Annotated in this window: 13 protein-coding genes; 7 read left to right on the plus strand and 6 right to left on the minus strand. The window is 73.2% G+C overall.

All coding sequences use genetic code 11. The features are described 5' to 3' along the window. The first annotated feature begins 17 nt into the window (after positions 1 to 17). The gene (locus JAP66_RS08045; protein WP_199430962.1) at positions 18 to 13493 is read left to right on the plus strand and encodes a non-ribosomal peptide synthetase; all 13476 of its coding nucleotides are present in this window, start codon (positions 18 to 20) and stop codon (positions 13491 to 13493) included. Beyond that, a complete protein-coding gene (locus tag JAP66_RS08050) occupies positions 13490 to 13690 on the plus strand; it encodes an MbtH family protein (protein WP_199430963.1) in 201 nt (66 codons plus the stop codon). The genes JAP66_RS08045 and JAP66_RS08050 overlap by 4 nt, the downstream gene beginning before the upstream one ends. A 16-nt stretch (positions 13691 to 13706) precedes the next feature. Here the strand turns inward: JAP66_RS08050 and JAP66_RS08055 are convergent, their stop codons facing one another. After that, complete coding sequence (locus JAP66_RS08055; RefSeq protein ID WP_199430964.1) at positions 13707 to 14333, minus strand: LysE family transporter; 627 nt, start codon at positions 14331 to 14333, stop codon at positions 13707 to 13709. A 320-nt stretch (positions 14334 to 14653) separates the two neighbouring features. Here JAP66_RS08055 and JAP66_RS08060 point away from each other — a divergent pair, with 320 nt between their 5' ends. Together JAP66_RS08060 and JAP66_RS08065 are read left to right on the plus strand one after the other, a co-directional pair. Beyond that, positions 14654 to 16090, plus strand: coding sequence for an MFS transporter (locus JAP66_RS08060; protein WP_199430965.1), 1437 nt, complete (start codon positions 14654 to 14656; stop codon positions 16088 to 16090). Next, positions 16087 to 16623 carry a carboxymuconolactone decarboxylase family protein gene (locus JAP66_RS08065; protein WP_210769818.1) on the plus strand — a complete coding sequence of 179 codons (537 nt, stop codon included), beginning with the start codon at positions 16087 to 16089 and terminating at the stop codon, positions 16621 to 16623. The genes JAP66_RS08060 and JAP66_RS08065 overlap by 4 nt, the downstream gene beginning before the upstream one ends. Before the next feature lie 65 nt (positions 16624 to 16688). Here JAP66_RS08065 and JAP66_RS08070 read toward each other — a convergent pair whose 3' ends face one another. Further along, entirely contained in the window at positions 16689 to 18446 is a 1758-nt protein-coding gene (locus tag JAP66_RS08070) for an ABC transporter ATP-binding protein (RefSeq protein ID WP_199430966.1), read from the minus strand. Then, entirely contained in the window at positions 18443 to 20122 is a 1680-nt protein-coding gene (locus JAP66_RS08075; RefSeq protein WP_199430967.1) for an ABC transporter ATP-binding protein, read from the minus strand. The genes JAP66_RS08070 and JAP66_RS08075 overlap by 4 nt, the downstream gene beginning before the upstream one ends. Before the next feature lie 103 nt (positions 20123 to 20225). Here JAP66_RS08075 and JAP66_RS08080 point away from each other — a divergent pair, with 103 nt between their 5' ends. From JAP66_RS08080 to JAP66_RS08090, 3 genes are read left to right on the plus strand one after another with little or no spacing between them, the layout of a single operon-like run. Then, entirely contained in the window at positions 20226 to 21281 is a 1056-nt protein-coding gene (locus tag JAP66_RS08080; protein WP_199430968.1) for a FecCD family ABC transporter permease, read from the plus strand. 23 nt (positions 21282 to 21304) lie between these two features. Beyond that, a complete protein-coding gene (locus tag JAP66_RS08085) occupies positions 21305 to 22333 on the plus strand; it encodes a FecCD family ABC transporter permease (protein ID WP_199431130.1) in 1029 nt (342 codons plus the stop codon). After that, positions 22330 to 23160, plus strand: a complete 831-nt coding sequence (locus JAP66_RS08090; RefSeq protein ID WP_199430969.1) for an ABC transporter ATP-binding protein — start codon at positions 22330 to 22332, stop codon at positions 23158 to 23160. The genes JAP66_RS08085 and JAP66_RS08090 overlap by 4 nt, the downstream gene beginning before the upstream one ends. 34 nt (positions 23161 to 23194) lie before the next feature. Here JAP66_RS08090 and JAP66_RS08095 read toward each other — a convergent pair whose 3' ends face one another. The 3 genes from JAP66_RS08095 to JAP66_RS08105 are packed head-to-tail and all read right to left on the minus strand — an operon-like array spanning position 23195 to position 25854. Next, the gene (locus tag JAP66_RS08095) at positions 23195 to 23971 is read right to left on the minus strand and encodes an amino acid ABC transporter ATP-binding protein (protein ID WP_235998837.1); all 777 of its coding nucleotides are present in this window, start codon (positions 23969 to 23971) and stop codon (positions 23195 to 23197) included. Then, positions 23968 to 24918 carry an amino acid ABC transporter permease gene (locus tag JAP66_RS08100; RefSeq protein ID WP_199430970.1) on the minus strand — a complete coding sequence of 317 codons (951 nt, stop codon included), beginning with the start codon at positions 24916 to 24918 and terminating at the stop codon, positions 23968 to 23970. Before JAP66_RS08100 ends, JAP66_RS08095 begins: the two co-directional genes overlap by 4 nt. Positions 24919 to 24933: 15 nt before the next feature. Then, positions 24934 to 25854 carry an ABC transporter substrate-binding protein gene (locus tag JAP66_RS08105; RefSeq protein WP_199430971.1) on the minus strand — a complete coding sequence of 307 codons (921 nt, stop codon included), beginning with the start codon at positions 25852 to 25854 and terminating at the stop codon, positions 24934 to 24936. Between the last annotated feature and the right edge of the window lies 1 nt (position 25855).

Raw genomic sequence — 25855 nt, forward strand, 5'->3', positions numbered from 1 at the left:
CGGAGGGCCGCTTCCCGATGTCGGATGCCCCGCTCACCCGTGCACAGTCCGGGATCTGGCTTGCCCAGCAGATCGCCCCGGACGATCCGGTCTACAACATCGCCTGGTACCTGGAGATCAGCGGCGGTCCCGACCTCGGTCGGCTGATCGCCGCGATCCGGCAGGCGGTGGCTGAGGCCGAGAGCGTGCACGTGCGGTTCACCGGCATCGGGCAGCGGCCGCGCCAGGTCCCGGCGCCCGCCGACCCCGCTCCGGCGGTGCTCGACCTCTCCGCCGAGGCCGACCCGGAGGCGGCCGCCACCGAGTGGATGCGGGCCGTTCTGGGCACCCCCGCCGACCTGGCCCGCGGCCCGCTGTTCACGCAGGCACTGCTGCTGCTCGGCGGCGGACGCGTGTGGTGGTACCAGCGCTACCACCACCTCGTCATGGACGCCTACGGCTGCCTGCTGGTGACCCAGCGCGCGGGCCGGCTGTACGCGGGTGAGGACGGTCCCCCGCTCGGCCCGCTCGCACAGCTCACCGCGGCCGACGACGCCTACCGGGAGTCCGGGCGGTACGCGAGGGACCGCGACTACTGGCACACCCGCTTCGCCGACCGGCCCGAGCCCGCCCGGCTGGTCGAGCCACGGCGCACCGTCGAGGAATCCGTCCGGCGCCGCAGCCACGAGTTCGGGCCCGACCGAACCGAGTCGGTGCGCGACCTCGCCACCCGCTGCGGCACCCGGCTCTCCCGGGTCGTGCTCGCCGCGGTGGCCGCCTACACCCACCGTGCCACGGGTGCTCGCGACATCGTGCTCAACGTGCCGGTCACCGCACGGGCCGACGCCGCGACGCGTGCGGTACCGGGCATGGTTTCCAACGTCTTGCCGCTGCGGATGACCGTGCGCCCGGACAGCACCCCCGCCGAGCTCGTCGCGGTCGCCGACGAGGCGACCGGCGAACTGGTCGAGCACGGCGGGTACCGCGGTGAGGACCTCGCCCGCGAGCTGGGGCACTCCGAAGGGCTGGCACAGCTCGGCGGGCCCGGTGTCAACGTCATCAACTTCGGCAGGCACCTGCGCTTCGGCGGTCACGCGGTCGACTTCCGCGACCTCTCCCTCGGCCCGGTGACCGACCTGTCGATCACCTGTTACGAACGCTGGGCGGGCCACGGCCTGCTGTTCGAGTTCGACGCCGCGTGCGACGAGGCGGCGCTCACCGAACACGAGCGCCGGTTCCGCGGTGTGCTCGACGCCTTCCTCGACCACCCCGACCGGCCGATCGGCGCGATCGAACTGGTGACCGCGGCGCAGCGCGAGCGGCTGCTCACCGAGTTCGGCACCGATGAGCGGCCGGTCGAGGAGCTGAGCTGGCCCGCGGCGTTCGAGCGGCAGGTGGAGCGCGCCCCGGACGCGGTGGCCGTGGTCTGCGAGGACGCGCTGCTCACCTACGCCGAGCTCAACGCCGCGGCCAACCGGCTCGCCCGGCTGCTGCGGGCGCGGGGCGTCGGGCGGGAGGACGTGGTGGCCGTCGCGCTGCCCCGGTCCACCGATCTGGTGGTCGCGCTGCTGGCCGTGCTGAAGGCGGGTGCGGCCTACCTGCCGCTCGATCCCGACCAGCCACCCGAGAGGCTGGACCTGCTGACCGCGGACGCGGGCGCCGCGTACACCGTGTCCGAAGTGGACCACGAGGAGCTGCGCGCGTTCGAAGGCACGAACCTCGGTGTGGAGATCGATCCGCACCAGGCGGCCTACGTCATCTACACCTCCGGCTCCACCGGCCGCCCGAAAGGTGTCGTGGTCTCCCACGAGGGCATCGGCAGCCTCGTGCGGACGGCGATCGACCGGCTCGGCGTGGACACCACCAGCCGGGTCGCGCAGTTCGCCTCCGCCGGGTTCGACGTCGCCGTGTGGGACCTGACGATGTCGCTGTGCGTCGGCGGCCGCAGCGTCATCGTGCCCACCGAGCGCCGCGTGCCCGGCCCCGAGCTGACCGGCTACCTGGCCGAGCACGGCGTCACGCACATGATCCTGCCGCCCTCGCTCGTTGCCGCGCTGCCGCCCGAGTGCGAGCTGCCCGAGGACGGCGTCCTGGTCGTCGGCACGGAGACAGTCCCGCCCGAGCTGGTCGCCAGGTGGGCGAAGCGGATGCGGGTCGTCGCCGCCTATGGCCTCACCGAGGCGACCGTCAACTCGACGCTGTGGCCCGCCGAGCAGGACTGGCAGTCGGCGCGGCCGGTGCCGATCGGCAGGCCGGACCCGAACACGCGGGTGTACGCGCTGGACTCGGCGCTGCGCCCGGTCGGCATCGGCGAGGTGGGTGAGCTCTACGTCGGCGGGCGTGGCCTCGCCCGCGGCTATCTCGGCAGGCACGCGCTGACGGCCGAGCGGTTCGTGGCCGACCGGTTCGGCCCGCCCGGTGCCAGGATGTATCGCACCGGGGACCGGGTCAGGTGGGGAGCCGACGGGAACCTGGAGTTCCTCGGGCGGCTGGACGACCAGGTCAAGATCCGCGGCCACCGGGTCGAGCCGGGCGAGGTCGAGGGCACGCTGATGGCCCATCCGGAGGTCGCGCAGGCCGCGGTCGTGGCGCGCGAGGATCACCGCGGCGTGCGCAGGCTCGTCGCCTACGTGACCGGCACCGCCGAGCCGGGTGCGCTGCGCCCTTTCGTGGCCGCGACGCTGCCGGAGTACCTGGTGCCGTCGGTGTTCGTCGTTCTGGACGGGCCGATGCCGCTCTCGCCGAGCGGCAAGGTCGACAAGCGGGCGCTGCCCGACCCGGACTGGACGGCGCTGGCCGGCGACGCGGAACCGGCGACGCCGAGCGAGCGCACGCTCGCCGCCCTGTTCGCCGACGTGCTCGACCTGCCCGGCGTCGGCGTGCACGACAGCTTCTTCGAACTCGGCGGCGACAGCATCGTCGCGATCCAGCTCGTCGGCCGGGCCCGCGAGGCCGGGCTCGCGCTCACCCCCGGCGAGGTGTTCCGGCTGCGCACCGTCGCGGAGCTGGCCAGGGCAGCCGGGGTCCCGGACACCGCCCGGCACGCCGAGCTGGACGAGGACGCGCTGCCGGTGTCGCCGCTGCAGGAAGGGTTCTTCTTCCACTCCGCCTTCGACGACACGGACTCCTACCTCGTGCAGGAGGTCATCGAGCTCGCCGAGGGCGTCGACCCGGCGGCGCTGCGCCGCGCGCTGGAGGGCGTGCTGCGGCGGCATCCGCTGCTGCGGGCCGGTTTTCGGCAGCTGCCGGACGGCCGCGTCGTGCAACGCATCGCCGAGCACGCCGAGCTGCCGTGGCGGGAGGCGGCCGATGTCGGCGAGGCGCTGGAGGAGGACCGTGCCGCGGGCTTCGACCTCGCGCGCCCGCCGTTGCTGCGCGCGACGCTGGTCCGGGGCCGTGAGCTGGTGCTGACCCTGCACCACATCGTCGCCGACGGCTGGTCGGTGGCGCTCGTCCTGCGTGACCTGCTGGCCGGGTACGCGGGCGCGGAGCTGCCGCCGGCACCGGACCCGCGCGGCTACCTCGCCTGGCTGGCGGGCCGGGACCGCGCCGCCGCACGTGCCGCCTGGAGCGAGGCACTGTCCGATGTGGAGCCCACGGCGCTGTTCGAAGGGGCCTCCCGCGAGCCGGGGGACGTCGACATCCGGCTCTCCGAACGGCTCACCGCCGGGTTGTCCGCCCTGGGCAGGTCCCGCGGGCTGACGCTGAGCACGATCCTGCACGGCGCGTGGGGCCTGCTGCTGAGCGGGCTCACCGGCCGGACCGACGTGGTGTTCGGCAGCACCGTTTCCGGCCGCGGCATCGACGTCGAGGGCATCGAGTCGGCGGTCGGGCTGTTCATCAACACCGTGCCCGCGCGGCTGCGCCTGCGGCCGGACGACACGCTCGGCACGGCGCTGGCCACGTGGCAGCGGGAGCAGACCGCGCTGCTGGAACACCAGCACCTCGGCCTGGCCGACATCCAGCGCGGCACCGGCGAACTGTTCGACACGCTGGTGGTGGTCGAGAACCAGCCGGTGCCCGAGGACACCGGCGTGCTCACCGGGATCGACGTGCGCGACGCCGTGCACTACCCGCTCGCGCTCGTCGCGCACCCCGGCGAGCGGCTCCGGTTGCGGTTCAAGCACCGCTTCGGCGAGGAAGCCGTCCGCGAGCTGGCCGAACGGTTCGTGCGGCTGCTCGAAACGGCTGTCGCCGAGCCCGACCGCCCGCTGTCCAGGCTGGACCTGCTGCTGCGTGCCGAACACGACCGCCTCCGCGAGCTGAACGCGACCGAGCGGCCGGTGCCGGAGCGGACGCTCGTCTCTGCCTTCGCCGAGCAGGTGGCCCGCACCCCCGAGGCGACGGCCGTGGTGTTCGAGCGGACCCGGCTGTCCTACCGGGAGCTCGACCGGCGCGCAGAGAACCTGGCCCGCAGACTCCGGGCTCGCGGCGCCGGGCCGGAACGGGTCGTCGCGGTCGCGGTACCGCGCTCGGCGGAGCTGATGGTCGCGCTGCTGGGCGTGCTCAAGTCGGGCGCGGCCTACCTGCCGGTCGACCTCGACTACCCGGCCGAGCGCATCGAGTTCATGCTCGCCGACTCGGGCGCGCGCCTGGCCGTGACCACCGGTGCGGAGCTTCCCGGCGAGCTGGAGCACGTCCGGGTCGGGGAGGACATCGGGGAGGACACCGGGGAGAACGCCGACGTGCCGGACGTCCCCGTGCGGGAGGCCACGCCGGCGGAGCCCGCGTACCTCATCTACACCTCCGGCTCCACCGGGCGGCCCAAGGGCGTGCTGGTCACCCACCGCGCGATCGGCAACCGGCTCGCCTGGATGCAGGGGCGGTACGAGCTCGCCGCCGACGACCGCGTGCTGCAGAAGACCCCGTCGAGCTTCGACGTGTCGGTGTGGGAGTTCTTCTGGCCGCTGCTCGAAGGAGCCGCGGTGGTGCTCGCCCGGCCGGACGGTCACCGCGACCCGGCCTACCTGGCGGAGCTGGTGCGTGCCGAGGGCATCACCACGATGCACTTCGTGCCGTCGATGCTGGCCGCGTTCCTCCAGGCTGTCCGCGACGGCGAGTGGGCGGCGAGCCTGCGCCGCGTGTTCTCCAGCGGGGAGGCGCTGCCCGCCGAGGCCGCGGCGCGCTGGACCACGCTGACCGGGGTGCCGCTGCACAACCTCTACGGCCCGACCGAGGCGGCGGTGGACGTCACCTGGTTCCCCTGCGCGGACGGCGACGCGGTGTCGGTGCCGATCGGGTGGCCGGTGTGGAACGCGCGGCTGTACGTGCTCGACCGGTTCCTGCGGCCGGTGCCGGACGGGGTGCCCGGCGAGCTGTATCTGGCCGGGCCGCAGCTCGCGCGCGGCTACCACGGCAGGCCGGGGCTGACGGCGTCCCGGTTCGTGGCCGATCCGTTCGGCCAGGGCCGGATGTACCGCACCGGTGACCTCGTGCGGCGGCGCAGGGAGGACTCCGCGCTCGAGTACCTCGGCCGCACCGATCGGCAGGTGAAGCTGCGCGGCAACCGGGTGGAGCTTGGCGAGATCGAGGCCGCGCTCGCGCGGCAGCCGGGGGTGGCGCGGGCGGCGGTGACCGTCCGCGACGGCGCGCTGGTGGCCTACGTCGTGCCCTCCGGCACCGCCCCGGCGGAGGAGTCGCTGCGCGAAGGGCTCGCCGACGTGCTGCCTGCCGGCATGGTGCCCGGTGCCTTCGTGCTGCTCGACGACCTGCCGCTGACCCCGAGCGGCAAGCTCGACGAGCGCGCGCTGCCCGCGCCCACGGTGCGGCGCACGCCGTCGCGGGCGGCGCGCGACGAACGCGAGCGGCTGCTGTGCGAGCTCGTCGCCGCCGTCCTGGACCTGCCCGAGGTGGGCGTGGACGACGACTTCTTCGTGCTCGGCGGCGACAGCATCACCTCGATCGCCGTCGCCACCCAGGCCCGTGAACGCGGACTCGACCTCAGCCCACGGGACGTCTTCGAACGGCGCACACCCGCCGCGCTGGCGGCGGCCGCGGGGACCGGCCCGGCCGCCGTGTCCGCCGACCTCGCCAGGGTCGAGCTCTCCGCCGACGAGCTGCGGCGTGTCCAGGAGCTGGCGCCGGGGGACGTCGAGGACGTCTGGCCGCTCTCCCCCCTACAGGAGGGTCTCTACTTCCACTCGACCTACGACGAGTCCGCGCTCGACGTCTACGTGTCCCAGGAGACGCTGGACTTCGATCACGCGCTCGACGCGCAGCGGCTGCGCGCGGCGTGCGCGGCGCTGCTGGCCCGCAATCCCAGCCTGCGTGCGGGGTTCACCAGCGATGGCCTGCCCCGGCCGGTGCAGTTCATCGCGGCCGGTCCGGAGGTGCCGCTGACCGAGGTGGACCTCTCCGGGATGTCGGGCGACGAGCAGGGCGAGCGCGTCGAGCGGCTGCTCGCCGCCGACCGCAGGCAGCGCTTCGACCTGGCCAGGCCACCGCTGTGCCGCGTGCTGCTGATCCGGCTGCCGGACGGCCGGGACCGGCTGGTGCTCACGCACCACCTGGTGCTGTGGGACGGCTGGTCGGCGTGGCTGTTCCTGGAGCAGCTGTTCACGCTATACGAGCGCGGCGGGGACGACAGCGGGCTGCCGGAGCCCGGCTCGTACCTCGACTATCTGGCCTGGTTGGCGGCGCAGGACACCGAGGCCGCGACCGGCGCGTGGCGGGCGGCGCTGTCCGGGCTGGCCGAGCCGACCCTCGTCGCGTCCGCGGACCGGACCGGGGAGCCGGTGATCCCGGCCGACTACGACGCCGTGCTGTCCCCGGGGAGCAGCGACCGGCTGCGGGAGGCGGCGCGGGCCCACGGCCTGACGCTGAACACGCTGCTCAACGCGGCCTGGGGGCTGGTGCTGTCGAGCATGGTCGGACGCGACGACGTCGTGTTCGGCGCGGCCGTGGCGGGCAGGCCGGTGCAGGTGCCGAACGTGGCCAGCGTGATCGGGATGTTCCTCAACACCATCCCGACGCGCATCACGCTCGATCCACGGGAACCCGTGCTCGACCTGCTGCGGCGGATCCAGGCCGAGCGGGCGGCGCTGATGCCGTACGAGTACGTCGGCCTCGGCGTGCTCCAGCGCGAGGCCGGGCACCGGCAGCTGTTCGACACGCTTTTCGTGCTCCGCACGGCCGACGGCGACGAGCGGGCGGCCGAGCTGCGCGACCGCCACGGCATCACCGAGATGTCCAATGTGGATGGCACGCACTTCCCGCTGACGCTGATCGTGACGCCGGAGGCGCGGCTGCGGGTCACCCTCGCCGCACGGCCCGATCTGTTCGACGAGCGGGCGGCCACGGCGGTGCTCGACCGGTTCACGGCCGTGCTGGAGCGCCTCGCCGCCGACCTGTCGCGGCCGGTGGGCAAGCTCGACCTGCTCACCGGGGCCGAGCGGCGGGACCTGGCCGTGCGGTGCGCGGGTCCCGAGCGGCCGGTCGGCGACGAGACGGTGGCCGAACTGCTCGCCGCGCAGGCGGCCCGCACGCCGGACGCGGTGGCGCTCGTGTTCGGCGAGCGCTCGCTGACCTACGCGGAGCTGGACGGGCGGATCAACCGGCTGGCGCGGTTCCTGCTCGCCCGTGGCGCGGCACCGGAGCGCGTCGTGGCGCTGGAGCTGCCGCGCTCGATCGACATGGTGGTGGCTCTCTTCGCCGTGCTCCGCGCCGGTGCCGCGTACCTGCCGCTGGACCTCGACCATCCGCCGGAGCGCAGGCAGGCCATGATCGACGACAGCGCCCCGCTGTGCGTGCTCTCGGCCGAGCTGCTTGCCCGCCCGGAGGTCGCGGCGGAGCTGGCAGGCTACCCGGCGGCCGCGATCGCCGACGGCGAGCGGCCCGCGTTCGCGCCAGGCACGCCGAACCGGCTTGAGCACCCGGCCTACGTCATCTACACCTCCGGTTCCACCGGCAGGCCGAAGGGCGTGCTGACCCCGTACCGCGGGCTGACGAACATGCAGCTCAACCACCGCGAGGCGATCTTCGGCCCGGCCATCGACGCCGCCGGAGGACGCAGGCTGCGGATCGCGCACACCGTGTCGTTCGCCTTCGACATGTCGTGGGAGGAGCTGCTGTGGCTCGTCGAGGGTCACGAGGTGCACGTCTGCGACGAGGAGCTGCGCCGCGACGCGGAGGCACTGGTCGCCTACTGCGACGAGCACCGCATCGACGTGGTCAACGTGACGCCGACGTACGCGCAGCTGCTGATCGAGCAGGGGCTGCTCTCCGGCCACGTGCCGCCGCTGGTGCTGCTCGGCGGCGAGGCGGTGTCCGACGCGGTGTGGAACCGGCTCGCCGACACGGAGGGGACCTACGGCTACAACCTCTACGGGCCGACCGAGTACACGATCAACACCCTCGGCGCGTCCACTATGGACAGCTCGACTCCCGCCGTGGGACGGCCGATCTGGAACACCAGAGCCTACGTGCTGGACGCGCATCTGCGGCCCGTGCCTCCCGGCAGTCCCGGGGAGCTCTACATCGCCGGGATCGGCCTCGCGCGGGGATACCACGGCAGGCCCGGCCTGACGGCGGAGCGGTTCGTGGCGTGCCCGTGGGGCGACCCGGCGGCGGGTGAGCGGATGTACCGCACGGGCGACCTCGTACGGCGCAGGCCGGACGGGATCATCGACTTCCTCGGCCGGACCGACGACCAGGTGAAGATCCGCGGTTACCGGGTCGAGCTGGGTGAGGTCGAGGCCGCGCTCGCCGCGCATCCGGACGTCACCCATGCCGCGGTGGTCGCCGACTCGTCGACGGCCGTCAGGCGGCTCGTCGGCTACGTGGTCGCCGAGCGCGAGTTCGACTGGCGCGCACACCTCAAGGCCCGGCTGCCCGGTTACATGGTGCCGTCGGCGGTGGTGACCGTGGACCGGCTGCCGCTGACCATGAACGGCAAGCTGGACGTGCGGGCCCTGCCCGCGCCGGACATCGAGGGCTCGGGAGAGAGCAGGCCGCCGCGCGACCACACGGAGGAGGTGCTGTGCGGGCTCTTCGCCGAGCTGCTCGGCGTGCGCGGGGTCGGCATCGACGACAGCTTCTTCGATCTCGGCGGGCACTCGCTGCTGGCCACCCGCCTGGTCAGCAAGGCCCGCACCGCGCTGCACGCCGAGCTGGCGATCCGGGACCTGTTCGAGGCGCCGACCGTCGCCGAGCTGGCCACCCGCGCGGGCCGTCCCGCGCGCCCCGCGCTCGTCCCCGCCGAACGGCCTGCCGAACTGCCGCTCTCGCCCGCACAGCAACGGCTGTGGGTGATCCAGAACATGGAGTCGAGCGCGGCCGCCTACAACTTCCCGCTCGTGGTACGGCTGCGCGGCAGGCTCGACATCGGCGCGTGGCGGGCCGCGCTCGGGGACGTGCTCGACCGGCACGAGGCGCTGCGCACGGTCTTCACCCAGCGCGACGGCGTGCCGTACCAGCGGGTGGTCCCCGGCGCCGAACCGGTGGTCGAGTTGCGTGCGGCGACCGGGTCCGAGGTCGACGATCTCGTGCGGGAGGCCGTCTCGCGGCCGTTCGACCTCGGTTCCGAGCTGCCGCTGCGCTGCACGGTGCTCCGGCTCGCCGACGACGAGCATGTGGTGGTGCTGTTGCTGCACCACATCACGACCGACGAGTGGTCCGACCGCCCGTTCCTGCGCGACCTCTCGACGGCCTACGCGGCGCGACTGCGCGGCACGGCGCCGGAGTGGGCGCCGCTGCCGGTGCAGTACGCCGACTACGCGCTCTGGCAGCAGCGCCTGCTCGACGCGGTCGGTGAGGAACAGCTCGCCCACTGGGAGTCCACACTGGACGGTGTTCCGGAGGAGATCGAGCTGCCTGCCGACCGGGTGCGGCCGGGCAGTCCGAGCTTCCGGGGCGCGGAGACCGGGTTCGACCTCGATCCCGTCACCTGCGAACGGCTGCGCGCGCTGGCACAGGACACCGGCGCCAGCATGTTCATGGTGCTGCACGCCGCCGTGGCGGCACTGCTGCACCGGCTGGGCGCGGGGGACGACATCCCGCTCGGCGCACCCATCGCGGGCCGCACCGACGAGTCGCTCGACGAGCTGGTCGGGTTCTTCGTCAACACGCTGGTGCTGCGCACCGACCTTTCCGGGGCGCCCGGCTTCACGGAGCTGGTGCGGCGCGTGCGGGAGACCGATCTCGCGGCGTTCTCCAACGCGGACGTGCCGTTCGAGGCCGTGGTCGAGCGCCTGAACCCGGCACGCTCGCTCGCCCGCAACCCGCTGTTCCAGGTGATGGTCGGCTACCACAGCCGCTCCGGCGAGACGCTGGAACTGCCGGGACTGCGCGCGGAGTTCGTGCCGCACCGGGCGAGCACGGCGAAGTTCGACCTGGTGTTCAGCTTCACCGAGTGGACGGACTCCGGGCGGGTGAGCTGCCGCATCGAGTACAGCACCGAACTGTTCGACCCGGAGACGGCCGAGCGGCTCGGCGACCGGCTGGCCGTGCTGGTGGATGCCGCCGCCGCCCGGCCGGACGACCCGGTGACCGGCATCGACGTGCTCACCGGGGACGAGCGGCGGCTCGTGCTCGCCGACTTCAACGCTACCGGGCGGGCCGCGCCGGGGGCGTCGCTGCCGGAGCTGTTCCTGCGGTGCGTCGCCGAGCGGCCGGACGCGGTCGCCGTCGTGGACGGAGCCCGGTCGGTGACCTACACGGAGCTCGATGCCCGCGCGAACCGCATCGCGCGGCTGCTCGCCGGGCACGGTGCCGGGCCGGAGGACGTCGTGGGCGTCGCCGTGCCGCGCTCGGCCGACACCATCGCCACGGTGCTCGCGGTGCTCAAGCTCGGCGCCGCGTTCCTGCCGCTGGACCTCGGTCACCCGGGCGACCGGCTCGCGTACATGATCGCCGACTCGGGTGCGCGGCTGGTGGTCACCACCGAGGCGGTACGGGAAAGGGTGCCGGACGGTGCCCCGGTCGTGCTGCTGCCGGACGACGGCGTGGACGACTCCGATGTGGGCATCGCGGTCACGTCGCTGCACCAGGCCGCGTACGTGATCTACACGTCCGGCTCCACCGGCAGGCCCAAGGGCGCCGTGCTGCCGCACGAGGGCATCGCGAGCCTCGTCGCCACCGCCGTCGACCGGATGGGCCTGCGACCGGACTCGCGCGTGCTCCAGTTCGCCTCGGTCGGGTTCGACGTGTTCGTCTTCGAGCTGTCGATGGCGCTGTGTCACGGCGGGCGGCTGGTGCTGACCCCGGACGAGGCCAGGGTGCCGGGCGCGGCGCTCACCGACTTCCTCGATGAGCAGGCCGTGACGCACATGATCCTGCCGCCGTCGCTGGTGTCCGCGCTGCCCGCCGGATGTGAGCTGCCGCGCGGCTCGACGATCCTCGTCGGCACCGAGACCGTGCCACCGGACCTGATCGAGCGCTGGGCGGGCAGGCTGAACCTGCTCGCCGCGTACGGGCTGACCGAGGCCACGGTGAACTCGACGCTGTGGGCGGCCGAATCGGGCAGGCCGGGTCCCGTGCCGATCGGGCGGCCGGACCCGAACACCGTTTGCTACGTGCTGGACGAGCGCCTGCGGCCGGTGCCGCCGGGCGTGGCGGGGGAGCTCTACGTCGGTGGGCGCGGGCTCGCCAGGGGCTACCTCGGCAGGCCGGGGCTGACGGCCGAACGGTTCGTGGCCGACCCGTTCGGGCCACCCGGCGCCCGGATCTACCGGACCGGCGACCGGGCCAGGTGGCGGCGGGCCGACCCGGGCACCCTGGACTTCCTCGGCCGGGTGGACGACCAGGTGAAGGTCCGCGGCTTCCGGATCGAGCTCGGCGAGGTGCAGGCTGCGCTCACGGCGCATCCCGACGTGCGGCAGGCGGCGGTGGTGGCCGACCGCAGGGGTGACGTCACCCGGCTCGTCGGCTACGTCGTCGCGGACGGACCCGTCGAGTGGCGGGAGCACGTCCGGTCGCTGCTGCCCGACTACATGGTTCCGGCGCTGGTCGTGCCGCTCGACGGGCCGCTGCCGCTCACCCCGAACGGCAAGCTCGACCGGCGCGCGCTGCCCGCCCCGGACTGGAGCGAGCTGACCGGCGAGGCGCGGCCGGTCACTCCGGAGCAGCGCACGCTGGCCCGGCTGTTCGGCGAGCTCCTCGAACTCGACGACGTGGGCGTGCACGACAACTTCTTCGAGCTGGGCGGGCACTCGATGTCGTCCATGCGGCTGCTCGGCCGGATCAGGACGGAGCTCGGGGTCGATCTGACGATCCGGGACGTGTTCGACGCGCCGACGGTTGCCGGGATCGCGGCGAAGCTCGCCGGGGCGTCGGCGCACCGGCCGCCGCTGGAGCACCGGGACCGGCCCGAGCGGGTTCCGCTGGCGCCCGCGCAGCGCTGGCAGTGGTCGCTGCACCGGGAACGTCCCGGGTTCGACCACGCGCTCGCGCTGCGTTCGGAGACCGGGTTCGACACCGACGCGCTGGCGGCCGCGCTGCGGGACGTCGCCGGGCGGCACGAGCCGCTGCGCACCCGGTTCGCCGAGCGCGACGGTGAGCTGTGGCAGGAGCTCGGCGAGCCGCCGTCGCTCACCGTGGAGTCCACCGGGGACCTCGACGGTGCCCTCGTGGAGCGGGCCGGCCAGCTGCCGGACCTGACGCGGGAGCCGCCGCTGCGGGCACGGCTGCTGGTGGGGCGGCGGGAACAGGCGCTGCTGCTCGGCCTGCACTACCTGGGCGTGGACGAGTGGTCGGTGGTGCCGCTGCTGCGGGACCTCACCGCGGCCTACGCGGCCCGGCGCCGTGGTGCGGCGCCGGAATGGGCACCGTTGCCGGTGAGCTACGCCGACTACACACGCTGGTCCGCGGAGCTGGCGGGCGAGGCGCGGCAGCGGCAGCTCGGCTACTGGCTGGAGGTGTTGCGGGAGCTGCCGGAGATCCCGCTGCCCGGCGAACGGCCGCGCGAGGGGAATGCGGGTGACGTGGTCGCCTTCGTCCTCGGCGCGGATCTGCACGCCGCGCTGGACGAGGTGGCCCGCCGCGGTGGCGCGAGCCTGTTCATGGTGCTGCAGGCGGCGCTGGCGCGGGTGCTGGGGGCGAACGGGGCCGGGACCGACCTGCCGATCGGCACCGCGGTGGCCGGGCGTACCGAGGAGGCGCTGGCCGGCCTGGTCGGCTGCTTCGTCAACACCGTCGTGCTGCGCACCGACGTCTCCGGCGACCCGTCGTTCGCCGAGCTGCTGAGCCGGGTGCGGGCGACGAACCTGGCGGCGCTGGACCGGCAGGACGTGCCGTTCGACGAGGTGGTGCGTGCGGTCGGCCGCCGGCCCCGGGTGTTCATGGTGCACCACGAGCAGGCGCGGCTCGCCGATCTCGAAGGTGGGCACGGCTCCCTGGTGGCGGTGCCGACCGGGGTGGCGAAGGCGGACCTGACGCTGAGTTTCTACGAACCGCGCGGTGGCGGCGACGTGCACTGTTACCTGAGCTACGCGACCGGGGTGCTCGACCGGTCCACTGTGGAGCGGCTCGCCGGGCAGTTGCGGGCGGAACTGGACGAAGTCACGAGGAGGCAGGCATGACCAACCCTTTCGAGGATCCGGACGGCCGTTACTACGTGCTCGTCAACGACGAGGAGCAGCACTCGCTGTGGCCCTCGTTCGTCGACGTGCCCGCGGGCTGGCGGATCGTGTTCGGCGAGGACACGCGCGAAGCCTGTCTCGGCTACGTCGAGGAGGACTGGACCGACCTCCGCCCGGCGAGCCTGCGCTCCGCCTGAGTGCGCACCCGAGCTGTCACGCACTCACGAGCAGGTGGGCGGCCAGGACCGTGATGAGGACGCTCGACGCGAGCGCCGTGGCGAGGCGGCCGCGCGGACCGGTGACGGCCCGGCCGAGCAGCGCGCCGCCACCGGCCAGCAGGAGCTGCCAGCTCGCGGAAGCGGCGAAGGCGGCGGCGACGAACACCGCGGCCGTCGCACCGCTGCGGGCGACCGTGGCGTGATCGCCGATCACCAGTGCCGCGAAGTAGACCACCGTGGCCGGGTTGAGCAGCGTGATGCCGAGCAGCGCGGCGAAGGCCCGCGGCGCCGACACGCGGTCGGCCGGGATACCACCGTCGGCGGGTGTGCGGTGCTGCCGGATCGCCCTGGCCGCGGTCAGGGCGGCCAGCGTGACCAGTACCGCCGCGGCGGCCCAGCGCAGCGGGACGGCGGCCGGTGCGATCAGCCCGGCGAGCGCGGAACCGCCCAGCACGGCCACCAGCGCGTACAACCCGTCGGCGACCGCGACGCCGAGCGCGGCGCAGGCGCCGACCCGTAGCGAGGTGCGGGCGGTGAGCGCGACCAGGTAGGCCCCGACGGCGCCGACCGGGATGGCGATGCCGTACCCGGCGAGCAGTCCCGCCAGCAGCGCGGCGGTCACGGTCGTTGGATGGCAGACCTCCGGCACGGCCCGCGCTTCTGCTGCCCCGCCGGCGCGAGGACGGCGGCGAGCAGTGTGCGGGCGAGGCGGTCGGCGGTCATGCGCGAAGGATCGCGGGATACACGCCACCTGCGCAACCGGATATCCCACGCGTGTCCGCGGCCACGAACACGCCCGGCGTCCCCTCGGCACTGCGCGTGCTCACCGCGGTCCGCGCCTGCTTGACGAGCGAACGCCGGCGAGTCGAAGGCAGTGGCGCGTCGCGGAGACCCGTGCTAACTTCGCACTTCGGTATACCCCCTACAGGTATGGAGTACACAATGTCCACAGTTTCCTCCCCTTCGCGTCGCCGGTGGTGGGGGCTTGCTCTCATCGCCGCCGCGCAATTCATGGTGATCATGGACACGTCGATAATCGGGGTCGCCCTGCCGCGAATACAGGCAGATCTCGGGTTCTCGCCGGAGAGCCTGTCCTGGGTGTTCAACGCCTACGTGATCGCCTTCGGCGGCCTGCTGCTGCTCGGCGGCAGGCTCTCCGACCTACTGGGCGCGCGCCGCGTCTTCGCGGCAGGTTGGGTGATCCTGCTCGCGGGTTCGGCCGTCGCGGGCGCCGCGGGTGAGGTCTGGTTGGAGCTGACCGGTCGCGCAGTCCAGGGCGTGGGCGCGGCGCTGATCGCGCCATCCGCGCTGACCCTGCTGATGATGTTGTTCGGCGGTGAGCCAAGGGAACTGACCAGGGCACTCGCGCTGTACGGGGCGGCCGCGCCGGCCGGTGGCACGGCGGGCGTGTTCCTCGGTGGCCTGCTCACCGAGTACGCCGACTGGCCCTGGGTGTTCTACCTCAACATCCCGATCGCGCTGATCGCGCTGGCGGCCACCCCCGCGCTGATGCCTGCCGGGGGTATCCGCCGGGGTTCGCCCGACCTCCTCGGCGCCGGCACCGTCACGGCCGGACTCGCCGTCGCCGTGTACGCGATCGTTCGGGCGCCCGAGGCGGGCTGGGCCTCGGCGGAGAGCCTCCTCGGCTTCGCCGTCGCGGCCGCACTGCTGGGTTCGTTCCTGGTCATTCAGGCCAGGCGGCGCAACCCGCTGATCCGGCTCGGCATCTTCCGCACGCCGAACCTGGGTGCGGCCAACATCGCTCAACTGCTGCTGGGTGCGGCCTGGATCCCGATGTGGTTCTTCCTCAACCTCTACCTGCAGCAGGTACTCGGGCTCGGTGAGTTCGCCGCCGGTGCGGCGCTGCTGCCGATGACCGTCGCCATCATGCTGATCATGATCGCGGTGGCGCCGCGACTGATGGCGCGTTTCGGGGCCAAGTCACTGGTGGTCGCCGGTCTTGGCACGCTCGCGCTCGGCCTGTTCTGGCTGGCGCTGGTGCGGGCGGACGGGACCTTCCTGGCGGACGTGCTTCCGGCTTCCCTGGTCGCCGCGACCGGTATGGCGCTCGCCTTCATACCGTCGCTCGGCACGGCGATCTCGAGCGCACGTCCCGAGGAGGGCGGACTCGCCTCCGGCATCGTGAACACCAGCTATCAGGTGGGTTCCGCGCTGGGCCTGGCGGCGATGACCGCGCTGGCGAGCTCGTTCGGTGCGAGCCGCACGCACGACGTGGGCGCGCTGACCGAAGGACTGTCCGCGGCGTTCCTGGGCGCGGCCGGTATCGCCGTCGCGGGTGCCCTCGTGACGGGCGCGGCCCTTCGCGGGAGGCGGGCCGAGCGGGGCTCCGGTGCGGCCGCGGACAACGTGGCCGCATGAGGCCGGGGAAGACGGAGGAGACCGTGCGAAACCTCGAACCGCTCGAACCGGCCGACGCCCCCGCTAGGTCTCGGGAGCTGCTGGCGGACATCGTCACCCGGCATGGCTCGGCGGGCGAGATGGTGCGCACCATGGCACACTCGCCTGCCCTGCTGGCGGGCTACCTCGACCTCTCCCGGGCGCTGAAGCGGGTCAAGCTTTCCCGGGCGCTGAGCGAGAAAATCTCGCTCGCGGCGCAGGAGTGGATAGGATGCGCCCATTGCCTCGCCGCGCACGCGCAGGCAGGCCGCGCGGCAGGGTTGAGTGAGGCAGACATCGAGCTGGCCCGCCAGGGCACCGCCGCCGACGCCCGAGAAGCGGCGTTGGTTGCCTTCGCCGTCCAGGTACTGGCCGAGCCGTCCGGGATCACCGGCGCCGACCTGGCCGGTTTGCGTGGCCACGGCTGGAGTGACCGGATCATCGCCGAGGTCGTTGGCCTGGTCACGCTCAACCTGCTGACCGGCTCCTTCAACCTCGTCGCCGGAACCGGGTGACCAGCCGGTCCGCCCAGCCGCCGCCCCTCGTGAGTGCCTACACGAGTTAGAACACTGTTACGCACTCACGAGGGGGAGTGGCGGGTGTCGGACCAGGCCGCCCACAGCGTGGCGTAGCGGCCGCCCCTGGCCACCAGCTCCTCGTGCGTCCCGGTCTCCACGACCCGGCCCGCGTCGAGCACCACCACCCGGTCGGCGGCGGCCGCCTGGGTCAGCCGGTGCGCCACGACCAGGCCGGTCCGTCCCTCCAGCGCACGCCCGGCCGCCACCTCCAGCACGCGCGCCCCGGCGCTGCCCGCCTCGGCGGTCGCCTCGTCGAGAATCGCGATCGGCGGATCGGCCAGCACCAGCCGTACGAGCGCGAGCTGCTGCGCCTGTGTCACGGTCAGCCGGTGCGCACCCTCGCCGACCACAGTGGACAGTCCAGTCGGGAGTGCGTCGACCCAGTGCAGCGCGCCGACCCGGTCCAGCGCCGCGCGCAGTTCGGCGTCGGTCGCCTCCGGCGAGGACAGCCGCAGGTCGTCCGCGAGCGTGCCGGCGAAGACGTGCACCTCCTGGCTGATCAGCGCCACCGTCCGCCGCGTCCCCGCGGGGCCGAGCTCGTCCAGCCCCACCCCGCCGAGCACGATCGAACCCCGCGCGGGCCGGTGGATGCCCGCGATCAGCTTGGCCAGCGTGGTCTTGCCCGCGCCGCTCGCGCCGACCAGCGCGACCCGCTCCGCGCCGCTGATCTCCAGGTCCACGTCGCGGAGCACGTCGTGCCCCGGCACGTACGCGTGCCCGACCGCGGCGGCCTTGACCGAGGAGTCGACCGGCGCCGCGGGCCGCTCCGGCTCCCGCTCGCCGGGCAGGTCGGCCACCCCGACCAGGCGCGCCAGGCTCGCCGTGGCCGCCAGCGCGTCGTCGACCAGCGCGAGCGCGGCGTTGATCGGGTTGAACAGGCTGTGGAAGTACAGCGCCGCCGCGGTCGCGACGCCGATCGTGGCCGCGCCTGCGCCGACCAGCCAGAAACCGGCGGCGAGCACGGCGGACAGCCCGACGAACTCGGCGAGGTTGAGCCGGGAGAAGAACCGCGTCATCAGCCGGATACCGCGCAGCGAGAGGTCGACGGCCTCCTGCGAACGCCGCCGCCCCCGTTCCACGTGCTCGGCGGAGAGCCGGAACGCCCGCACCGTCCGCGCGCCGCCCACCGTGTCCAGGAGCTGGTGTTGCAGCGCGCCGCCCGCCACCCGCTGCGCCGCGTACAGCGGGATCGCGCGGCGCACGTACCAGCGCACCGTGTGCAGCTGGATCGGCGCGGCCAGCAGCGCCGCGAGCAGGAAACGCCAGTCGAGAATGGCCAGCGCGCCCAGCGTGAGCACGATCGTCAGCACCGAGCGACCCAGCTCCGGCAGCGCCTCGCGCACCGACTTCGCGATCACCGCCACATCGCTGGTGACCCGCGACGTCAGGTCGCCTGAGCCCGCGTGCTCGATCCGCTCCAGCGGCAGCCCGAGCGCTCGCTCGACGAAGCGCTCACGCAGGTCGGCGAGCATGCCCTCGCCGAGCCGGGAGATGAGCGAGAGCCCCCACGCGTTGGCCGCGCCGCGCACCACCGCGACGCCGGCCAGCGCGAGCACCGGCAGCGTGAACGAGCTGCTGCCGCCCGCCACGAGGTCGACGATGTGGCCGAGCAGCGGGGCGGTCAGCAGCCCGACGGCGGTCGCGCCGATCAGCACGGTCAGCCCGCCCAGTGCCAGCGCCCGGCGCGGGCGCAGCAGCTCGCGCACCGCGGCCCGCGTGCGCTTGCCGGTCGCGGTCGGCAGGAGTTCCCGTTCGCTCACGTCAGCACCGCCGTCCGGTAGTCCTCGTCGGCGTGGACCAGCTCGGCATGGGTGCCCTCGGCGGACACCGTGCCGCCGCCGAGCAGCACGACGCGGTCGGTCACCGCCAGCAGCGCCGGGCTCGTCGTGACGAGGATCGTCGTGCGCCCCTGCCGGATCTCTCGCAGCTCGCCGGCGATCCGGGCCTCGGTCACGGCGTCGACCGCCGTCGTCGGGTCGTGCACCGCCAGCACCGGAGGGTTGGCGGCGAGCGCACGAGCCAGCGCCACCCGCTGCCGCTGCCCGCCCGACAGTGACCGGCCCCGCTCGGCGAGGACGGTCCGCGTTCCCTGCGGCAGCGTCTCGGCGACCTCGTCGGCGGCCGAGGCGACCAGCGCCCGGTCGACGTTCGCCCGCGCGGCCCCGGCCACCACGTTGTCCAGCAGGCTGCCCTCGAAAAGGTCGGCGTCGTGGGCCGCGACGAGCACGGCGCCGCGCAGGTCGTCGAGCGCGAGTTCGGGCAGCGGGATGCCGTCCAGCTCCACCGAGCCCTCCGCGGGATCGGCCTCGCGGCCGAGGCATTCGAGCAGCTGGGTCGCGGCGGCCGGGTCGGTGGTGACCACGCCGAGCAGCTCACCGGCCGCGACGTCCAGGTCGAGGCCGCGGAGGCTGCCGTGCGTGACGCCGCGCAGCCTGATTCGCCCGGCGGCCGGCGCGGGCAGGGTCGCCGAGCCGGGGACGACCGCGGGTGCAGCCGCGAGCACCGAGGCAATCCGCTCCGCCGACGCCCGGCCCTGGGCGATCTGGCCGTTCACCCACGCGAAGATCTGGAACGGCGTGAGCAGGAACTGCGCCAGGCCGACCGCCGCCACGAGCTGGCCCACCGTGATGTCGCCGGAGGCGGCGAGGTTCGCGCCGACGAGCGCGACGAGTGCGATGAAGATGCCGGTCAGCGCGAGGATCGCACCGTCGTGCCCGGCATGCGCGCGAGCCGCGCGCAGAGTCGCCGCGAGCGAGTCACGGCTGGTGCGCCGGTAGCGGGCGACGGCGGCGGCCTCGGCGCCGATGCCCTTGAGCACGCGCAGCCCGGACACCAGGTCGGCCGCGACCCCGGACGCGTGGGCCACGCGCTCCTGCTCGACACCGCTGCGCCGCTCCAGCGGCCTGCCGACCACGTGTGTCAGCCACAGCAGCGGAGGCGTGCCGAGCAGCACGAGCAGGCCGAGCGGCACCGAGATCCGCAGCAGCGCGACCGCGCTCACCAGCAGCCCGGCCAGGCCCGCGACCGCGAACGGCAGCACCCCGTTGACCGCGCCGACCCGCTTGGCGTCGCCGGTGGCGATGTTCACCAGCGCGCCCGGCAGCCGGCCCGCCTCGGTGCCGCCGCGGGGGTCGAGCACCCGTTCGGTGACGTCCAGCCGCAGCCGGTGCGCCGCCTGCTCGGATGCCCGCTCCGCGGCGCGGGAGGCGAACCGGTAGCTGAACGACAGCGCGATGAACACGGCGGCGAGCACCGCCAGCCAGCGCAGCAGCGCATCGGCCGCCCCGGTCGTCACCGCCTGGTCGATCACCAGGCCGATGATCACCGGTACCAGCGCCTCGCCGCCCTGGTGCGCCGAGGCCAGCAGGGAGGCGCCGCCCACGTGCCGTTTCTGTCCCACGACCGCGCCCCGGAGCACGCTCCGGCCCGTTGGCATCTCTCGACCACCCTCTCGCGTCCGCAAGCCCGTCCGCGGCTCGGCCAGAGGTTAGGCTATCTTAAGTTTGTAGCCCGGTCACTCGTTCGGTTAGCCTCACCTTATGTCGCTCGCCACGGTCTCCCCGCCCCGTCCGGGCGGCGTGGCTCCGAAGTCACGGGGACCGTACGCGTTGCGGGCGGCCGGCCTGGTGGTGGCCGTCGCCGCGCTCGCCCTCGTCGCCCTGCTCAGCATCTGGCTCGGCTCGAAGGACATCCCGTTCAGCGCGACGTGGAGCGTCCTCTGGCACAACGACGGCACCAACGACGCGCTGATCATCCACCAGTACCGCATCCCGCGGACGTTGCTCGGCATGCTGGTCGGCGCCGCGCTCGGGCTCTCCGGTGCGCTCATGCAGGCGCTCACCCGCAACCCGCTCGCCGAACCCGGGCTGCTCGGCGTGAACATGGGTGCCGCGACCGGAGTGGTGCTCGCGCTCGTGTTCCTCGGCGTGCCCTCGGTGCTCGGTTACGTCTGGTTCGCCTTCCTCGGCGCCGCGCTCGCGTCCGTGGTGGTCTACGTGCTCGGCTCCGCGGGCGGCGGCCTCGCCACGCCCGCACGGCTCGTGCTCGCCGGTGCCGCGCTGACCGCCGTGCTCTACGCCTTCAACGTCGCCGTGCTGCTGTCGGACCCGGAGGCGTTCGACGAGTACCGGTTCTGGAACGTCGGCTCGCTCGCCGGCCGCTACGCCGACGTGCTCCTGTCCGTGCTGCCGTTCATCGCGGTGGGCATCGTCGCCGCGCTGCTGCTCGCCAGGTCGCTCAACGCGCTGGCGATGGGCGAGGACGTCGGCCGCGCGCTCGGCGCCCACCCCACGCGCACCCGCGTGCTGGGTGCGGTCGTGGTGACCCTGCTGTGCGGCGCGGCGACCGCGGCGGTCGGCCCGATCGCATTCGTCGGGCTCGCCGTGCCCCACATGGCGCGCCTGCTCGTCGGCCCCGACCAGCGGTGGGTCCTGCCGTACTCGCTCGTGCTCGCGCCGATCCTTCTGGTCGGTGCCGACATCGTGGGCCGCGTGGTCGACCCGCCCGGCGAGGTGCAGGTCGGCATTGTCACCGCCGTCATCGGCGTGCCCGTGTTCATCGCGCTGTGCCGGCGCAGGAAGCCGGCGGCACTGTGAGCGCACCGGTGACCGGCCGGGTGATGCGCACCCGGCGTGAGCGGCTCTCGCTGCGGGTGCACGGGCGCAGCGTGGTGGTGTGCGCGGGTCTGGCGGCCGTGCTGTTCGCGGTGGTGGTCGGCACGCTCACCAGCGGCGACTTCGAGCTGTCCGTACCCGAGGTGCTCGGCGCGCTCGCCGGCCAGGGGGAGGGCGGCGCCGACTTCATCATCTTCACGCTGCGTCTGCCGCGCCTGCTGACCGCGCTGTTCGTCGGCGCCGCGCTCGCGGTGAGCGGCGCGATCCTGCAGAGCCTTTCCGGCAACCCGCTCGGCAGCCCGGACGTCATCGGCTTCACCAACGGCTCGGCCACCGGCGCGCTGATCGTGATCATCGCGCTCGGCGGCGGCATGATCGAGACGGCGCTCGGCGCGCTCGCCGGGGGCGTCGTCGCCGCGCTGCTGATCTACCTGCTGGCCTTCACCGGCGGCGTGCAGGGCTTCCGGTTCATCCTTGTGGGCATCGGGATCAGCGCGCTCGCGCTGTCGGTCAACTCCTACCTCATCACGCGGGCCAGCCTGCACGACGCGGTCAGCGCGCAGGCGTGGCTCATCGGCAGCGTCAACGGGCGCGGCTGGGAGCAGGTGACGGCGGTCGGGGCGGCGCTCGCGATCCTGCTGCCGCTGGGACTGGTCTACGCGCGGCGGCTGTCGATGCTGGAACTCGGCGACGACACCGCCACGGCGCTCGGCGTGGGGGTGGAGCGCAGCCGCTTCGTGCTGATCGTGGTGAGCGTGCTGCTGGCCGCGATCGCCACCGCCGCGGCCGGTCCGATCTGGTTCGTCGCGCTCGCCGCGCCCCAGCTGGCCCGCAGGCTCACCCACGGGACGGGGCCGGGCCTGGTGCCTTCGGCGCTGATGGGCGCGCTGCTGCTGGCCGCGGGCGACCTCGCCGTGCAGCGGTTGTTCCCGACGTCGCAGCTGCCGGTGGGCACCGCGACCGGCTGCCTCGGCGGGCTGTACCTGATCTGGCTGCTGGCCTCGGAATGGCGCGGGAAGGGGAGCTACACATGAGCAGGCTTCGTGCGGACAACGTGACGCTGGCCTACGACCAGCGGACGGTGGCCACCGATCTGGACGTGGCCATCCCCGACGGCTCGTTCACCGTGGTCGTCGGGCCGAACGCCTGCGGGAAGTCGACGCTGCTCAAGGCGCTCGCGCGGATGCTGAAGCCGGCGACCGGCGGGGTGTACCTGGACGGCAGGCTGATCTCGTCCTACCGCTCGCGGGAGGTCGCCAGGCGGCTCGGGCTGCTGCCGCAGACCTCGATCGCGCCGAGTGGCATCACCGTGGGCGACCTGGTGGCCCGTGGCCGGTACCCGCACCAGCGGATGCTGCGGCAGTGGTCGTCGGAGGACGAGGCGGTGGTCACCGAGTCGATGCGGCGGACCGGCGTGCTGGAGCTGTCGGGGCGGCTGGTGGACGAGCTTTCCGGCGGGCAGCGGCAGCGGGTGTGGCTGGCGATGGTGCTCGCCCAGCAGACGTCGATCCTGCTGCTCGACGAGCCGACGACGTTCCTCGACATCGCGCACCAGATCGAGGTGCTGGACCTGTGCGCCGGCCTGCACGAGGACGAGGGGCACACGCTGGTCGCCGTGCTGCACGACCTGAACCAGGCGTGCCGCTATGCCACGCACCTGATCGTGCTGCGGCCGGGCGGGGAGATCGCCGCGCAGGGCGATCCCTCGGAGATCGTCACGGCCGCGCTGGTGGAGGACGTCTTCGGTCTGCCGTGCCGGATCATCGACGACCCGGAGTCGGGCACACCGCTGATCGTGCCCGCGCGCCGCGACCGGGGACGACCGACGCGCCACCCGGTCGTGAGTGCGCACGCGAGTTAGAACTCGCGTGCGCACTCACGAGTGGTCGCCGGGGTCAGGTCATCCGGGAGAGGAAGGCCCGCGTCCGCTCCTGCGTCGGCCGGGTCAGCACCTCGTGCGCCGTGCCCTCCTCGACCACCACACCGCCGTCCAGGAAGACGGCCCGGTCGGCGACCTCGCGGGCGAACGCCGTCTCGTGGGTCACCACCACCATCGTCATACCGGAGGCCGCCAGGTCGCGCATGACGTTCAGCACCTCGCCGACCAGCTCGGGATCGAGCGCGGACGTGGGCTCGTCGAACAGCATCAGTTCCGGCCGCATCGCCAGCGCACGGGCGATCGCGACGCGCTGTTGCTGCCCACCGGAAAGCCGCCGCGGGTAGGCGTCGACCTTGTCGCCGAGGCCCACCTTGTCCAGCAGCTCCCGCGCGTAGCGTTCCGCATCCCGGCGGGGTTCGCGGTTGACGCCGATCGGCGCCTCGACGATGTTGCCCAGCGCGGTCATGTGCGGGAACAGGTTGAACTGCTGGAAGACCATGCCGATCCGCCTGCGCTGCGCGGCGATCGCACGCTCCGGCAGGCGCCGGATCCGGTCGCCTTCCACCCGGTGGCCGATCAGGTCGCCGCCGACGAGGATCGATCCCGAGTCGATCTCCTCCAGGTAGTTCAGGCACCGCAGCAGGGTGGACTTGCCCGACCCGCTCGGCCCCATGATCACGACGACCTCGCCCTCGGCGACCGTGAGGTCTACTCCCTTCAGAACCTCGTTGTCCCCGAACCGCTTGCGCACGTTGCGTGCCGTTACCAGCGGCGCCACGGTCGTGCTCGTCATGGCTGCCCCTCTCCGATCGCGCTGCCGGGTGTGTTTCGCGGGCGGCGGCTGCGGAACAGCTCGCGCAGTGAGGGCCTGCTGCCGCCCACGCTGCCGCGCGAGTAGTACCGCTCGATCGCACCCTGGACGACGAACAGGATCGAGTTCAGGATCAGGTACCAGCCGCAGGCCACGATCAGCAGCGGGATCGTCTCGAACGTGCGGTTGTAGACGACCTGCACCGAGTAGAGAAGGTCGGCCAGCGCGATGACGCTCACCAGTGAGGTGCCCTTCACCATCCGGATCACCTGGCTCCCGGTCGGCGGCACGATGAAACGCATCGCCTGCGGCAGCACGATGCGCCGCAGGCTGCGGGCCGATCCCATGCCCAGCGCCTTGGCCGCCTCGACCTGACCGTGGTCCACCGAGAGCAGGCCGCCGCGCACGATCTCCGCCATGTAGGCCGCTTCGAGCAGACCGAGACCGAGGATCGCGGCCATCAGGGGCGTGATCAGCGAGTTGGTGTTCCAGGACGCGAACTCCGGGCCGAACGGGATGCCGACGGACAGCCGCGGCAGCAGCGCCGCGAGGTTGAACCAGAACAGCAGCTGCACCAGTTCGGGAATCGCCCGGAAAAGCCAGATGTAGCCGCTGGCCACCGCGCTCAGCAGCGGGTTGCCGGACATCCGCGCCACCGCGATCAGGATGCCGAGGCCGACGCCGATCACCATCGCGATCGCGGTCAGCATCAGCGTCATCCCGAGCCCGCGCATGATCGTCTCGGCGGTGAACCACGACGCGACGACGTCCCACTGGAAGTTGCGGTTGGTCACGAGCATGTGCCCGAGCATCGCCGCCAGCACGACCACACCGACGGTCGCCAGTAGCCGCAGCGGGTGCCGCACCGGAGCGGCACCCGCCACGTCGAGCTCGGGCCGCCCGCGCTGTTCAGTCGAGGTGGTGGTCATGGACATACCTCACGCTCACAGGTCCGCGCCGAGGTTGATCCCCGGTTCGGGCAGGATCTCGGTCTCCAGGCCGGCTTCGGTCATGATCCGCTCGTAGGTGCCGTTCTCGTAGAGCCGCTGCAGTGCTTCCAGCAGGACGGTCCCGAGCTCGGAGTCCTTCGGTACGACCATGCCCTGGCGCAGGTCGTCGAAGCCGTTCGACTGGCCACCGGCGGCGACCTCGAGCTGGTCCGGCGCCTGCTGCGCGAAGTAGGTCAGCGGCGCCTGCGAGGAGAAGAACGCGTCGGTGCGTCCGGATCGGACAGACAGGATCGCCGCGTTCTGGTCCTGGAAGGCCTTCACGTCAGCCGCCGGGCTGCCCTCCGAGACGCACCGCTCGGACTGCTCGCGGGCGACCTCCTCCGCCGAGCCGCCCGCCTGCACGGCCACTCGGATGCCGCAGATGTCCTGCAGGCCCTGGATGTTCTCCGGGTTGCCGTGCTGCACGGCGAACGCGACGAACTCCTGGATGTAGTCGACGAAGTCCACCGACTTCTGCCGCTCGGCGAAGTCCCCGATCGGCCCGATGGAGAAGTCGTAGCGACCCGCCTCGATACCGCTGAGCACACCGGGCAGCGACTGGACGGTGACGGTCTCGAAGTCGACGCCGAGGATGTCGGCGAGGGCCTCCCCGAGCTGGATCGAGGAGCCCACATCCTTCTTGTTCGCGTCGAGGTAGTGATACGGCGGGAACTGGCCGGCCTGCGCGGAAACCAGCTTGCCGGAATCCCTGATCTTCGCGGGCAGGCGGTCGTGCAGCTCCTGCACCATCTCCTGCTCGTTGCCCGCCGCGCTCTCGTTCCCGGCCGAGACGTCCACCGGGTCGGAACAGCCACTCAGCACCAGGGCCAGCAGGCCGATGGGCACCATGCCCCGGGAGAACCGCGTGATCGACATC

Source organism: Qaidamihabitans albus (genome assembly GCF_016464705.1).
GTDB classification, from domain to species: domain Bacteria; phylum Actinomycetota; class Actinomycetes; order Mycobacteriales; family Pseudonocardiaceae; genus Qaidamihabitans; species Qaidamihabitans albus.

What these genes read in the sequence shown, in the direction of transcription:
- JAP66_RS08045 (WP_199430962.1), top strand. Translation starts at nt 18, where the DNA reads ATGTCGGATGCCCCGCTCACCCGTGCACAGTCCGGGATCTGGCTTGCC.
- JAP66_RS08050 (WP_199430963.1), top strand. Translation starts at nt 13,490, where the DNA reads ATGACCAACCCTTTCGAGGATCCGGACGGCCGTTACTACGTGCTCGTC.
- JAP66_RS08060 (WP_199430965.1), top strand. Translation starts at nt 14,654, where the DNA reads ATGTCCACAGTTTCCTCCCCTTCGCGTCGCCGGTGGTGGGGGCTTGCT.
- JAP66_RS08065 (WP_210769818.1), top strand. Translation starts at nt 16,087, where the DNA reads ATGAGGCCGGGGAAGACGGAGGAGACCGTGCGAAACCTCGAACCGCTC.
- JAP66_RS08075 (WP_199430967.1), bottom strand. Translation starts at nt 20,122, where the DNA reads ATGCCAACGGGCCGGAGCGTGCTCCGGGGCGCGGTCGTGGGACAGAAA.
- JAP66_RS08080 (WP_199430968.1), top strand. Translation starts at nt 20,226, where the DNA reads ATGTCGCTCGCCACGGTCTCCCCGCCCCGTCCGGGCGGCGTGGCTCCG.
- JAP66_RS08085 (WP_199431130.1), top strand. Translation starts at nt 21,305, where the DNA reads ATGCGCACCCGGCGTGAGCGGCTCTCGCTGCGGGTGCACGGGCGCAGC.
- JAP66_RS08090 (WP_199430969.1), top strand. Translation starts at nt 22,330, where the DNA reads ATGAGCAGGCTTCGTGCGGACAACGTGACGCTGGCCTACGACCAGCGG.
- JAP66_RS08095 (WP_235998837.1), bottom strand. Translation starts at nt 23,971, where the DNA reads ATGACGAGCACGACCGTGGCGCCGCTGGTAACGGCACGCAACGTGCGC.
- JAP66_RS08100 (WP_199430970.1), bottom strand. Translation starts at nt 24,918, where the DNA reads ATGACCACCACCTCGACTGAACAGCGCGGGCGGCCCGAGCTCGACGTG.
- JAP66_RS08105 (WP_199430971.1), bottom strand. Translation starts at nt 25,854, where the DNA reads ATGTCGATCACGCGGTTCTCCCGGGGCATGGTGCCCATCGGCCTGCTG.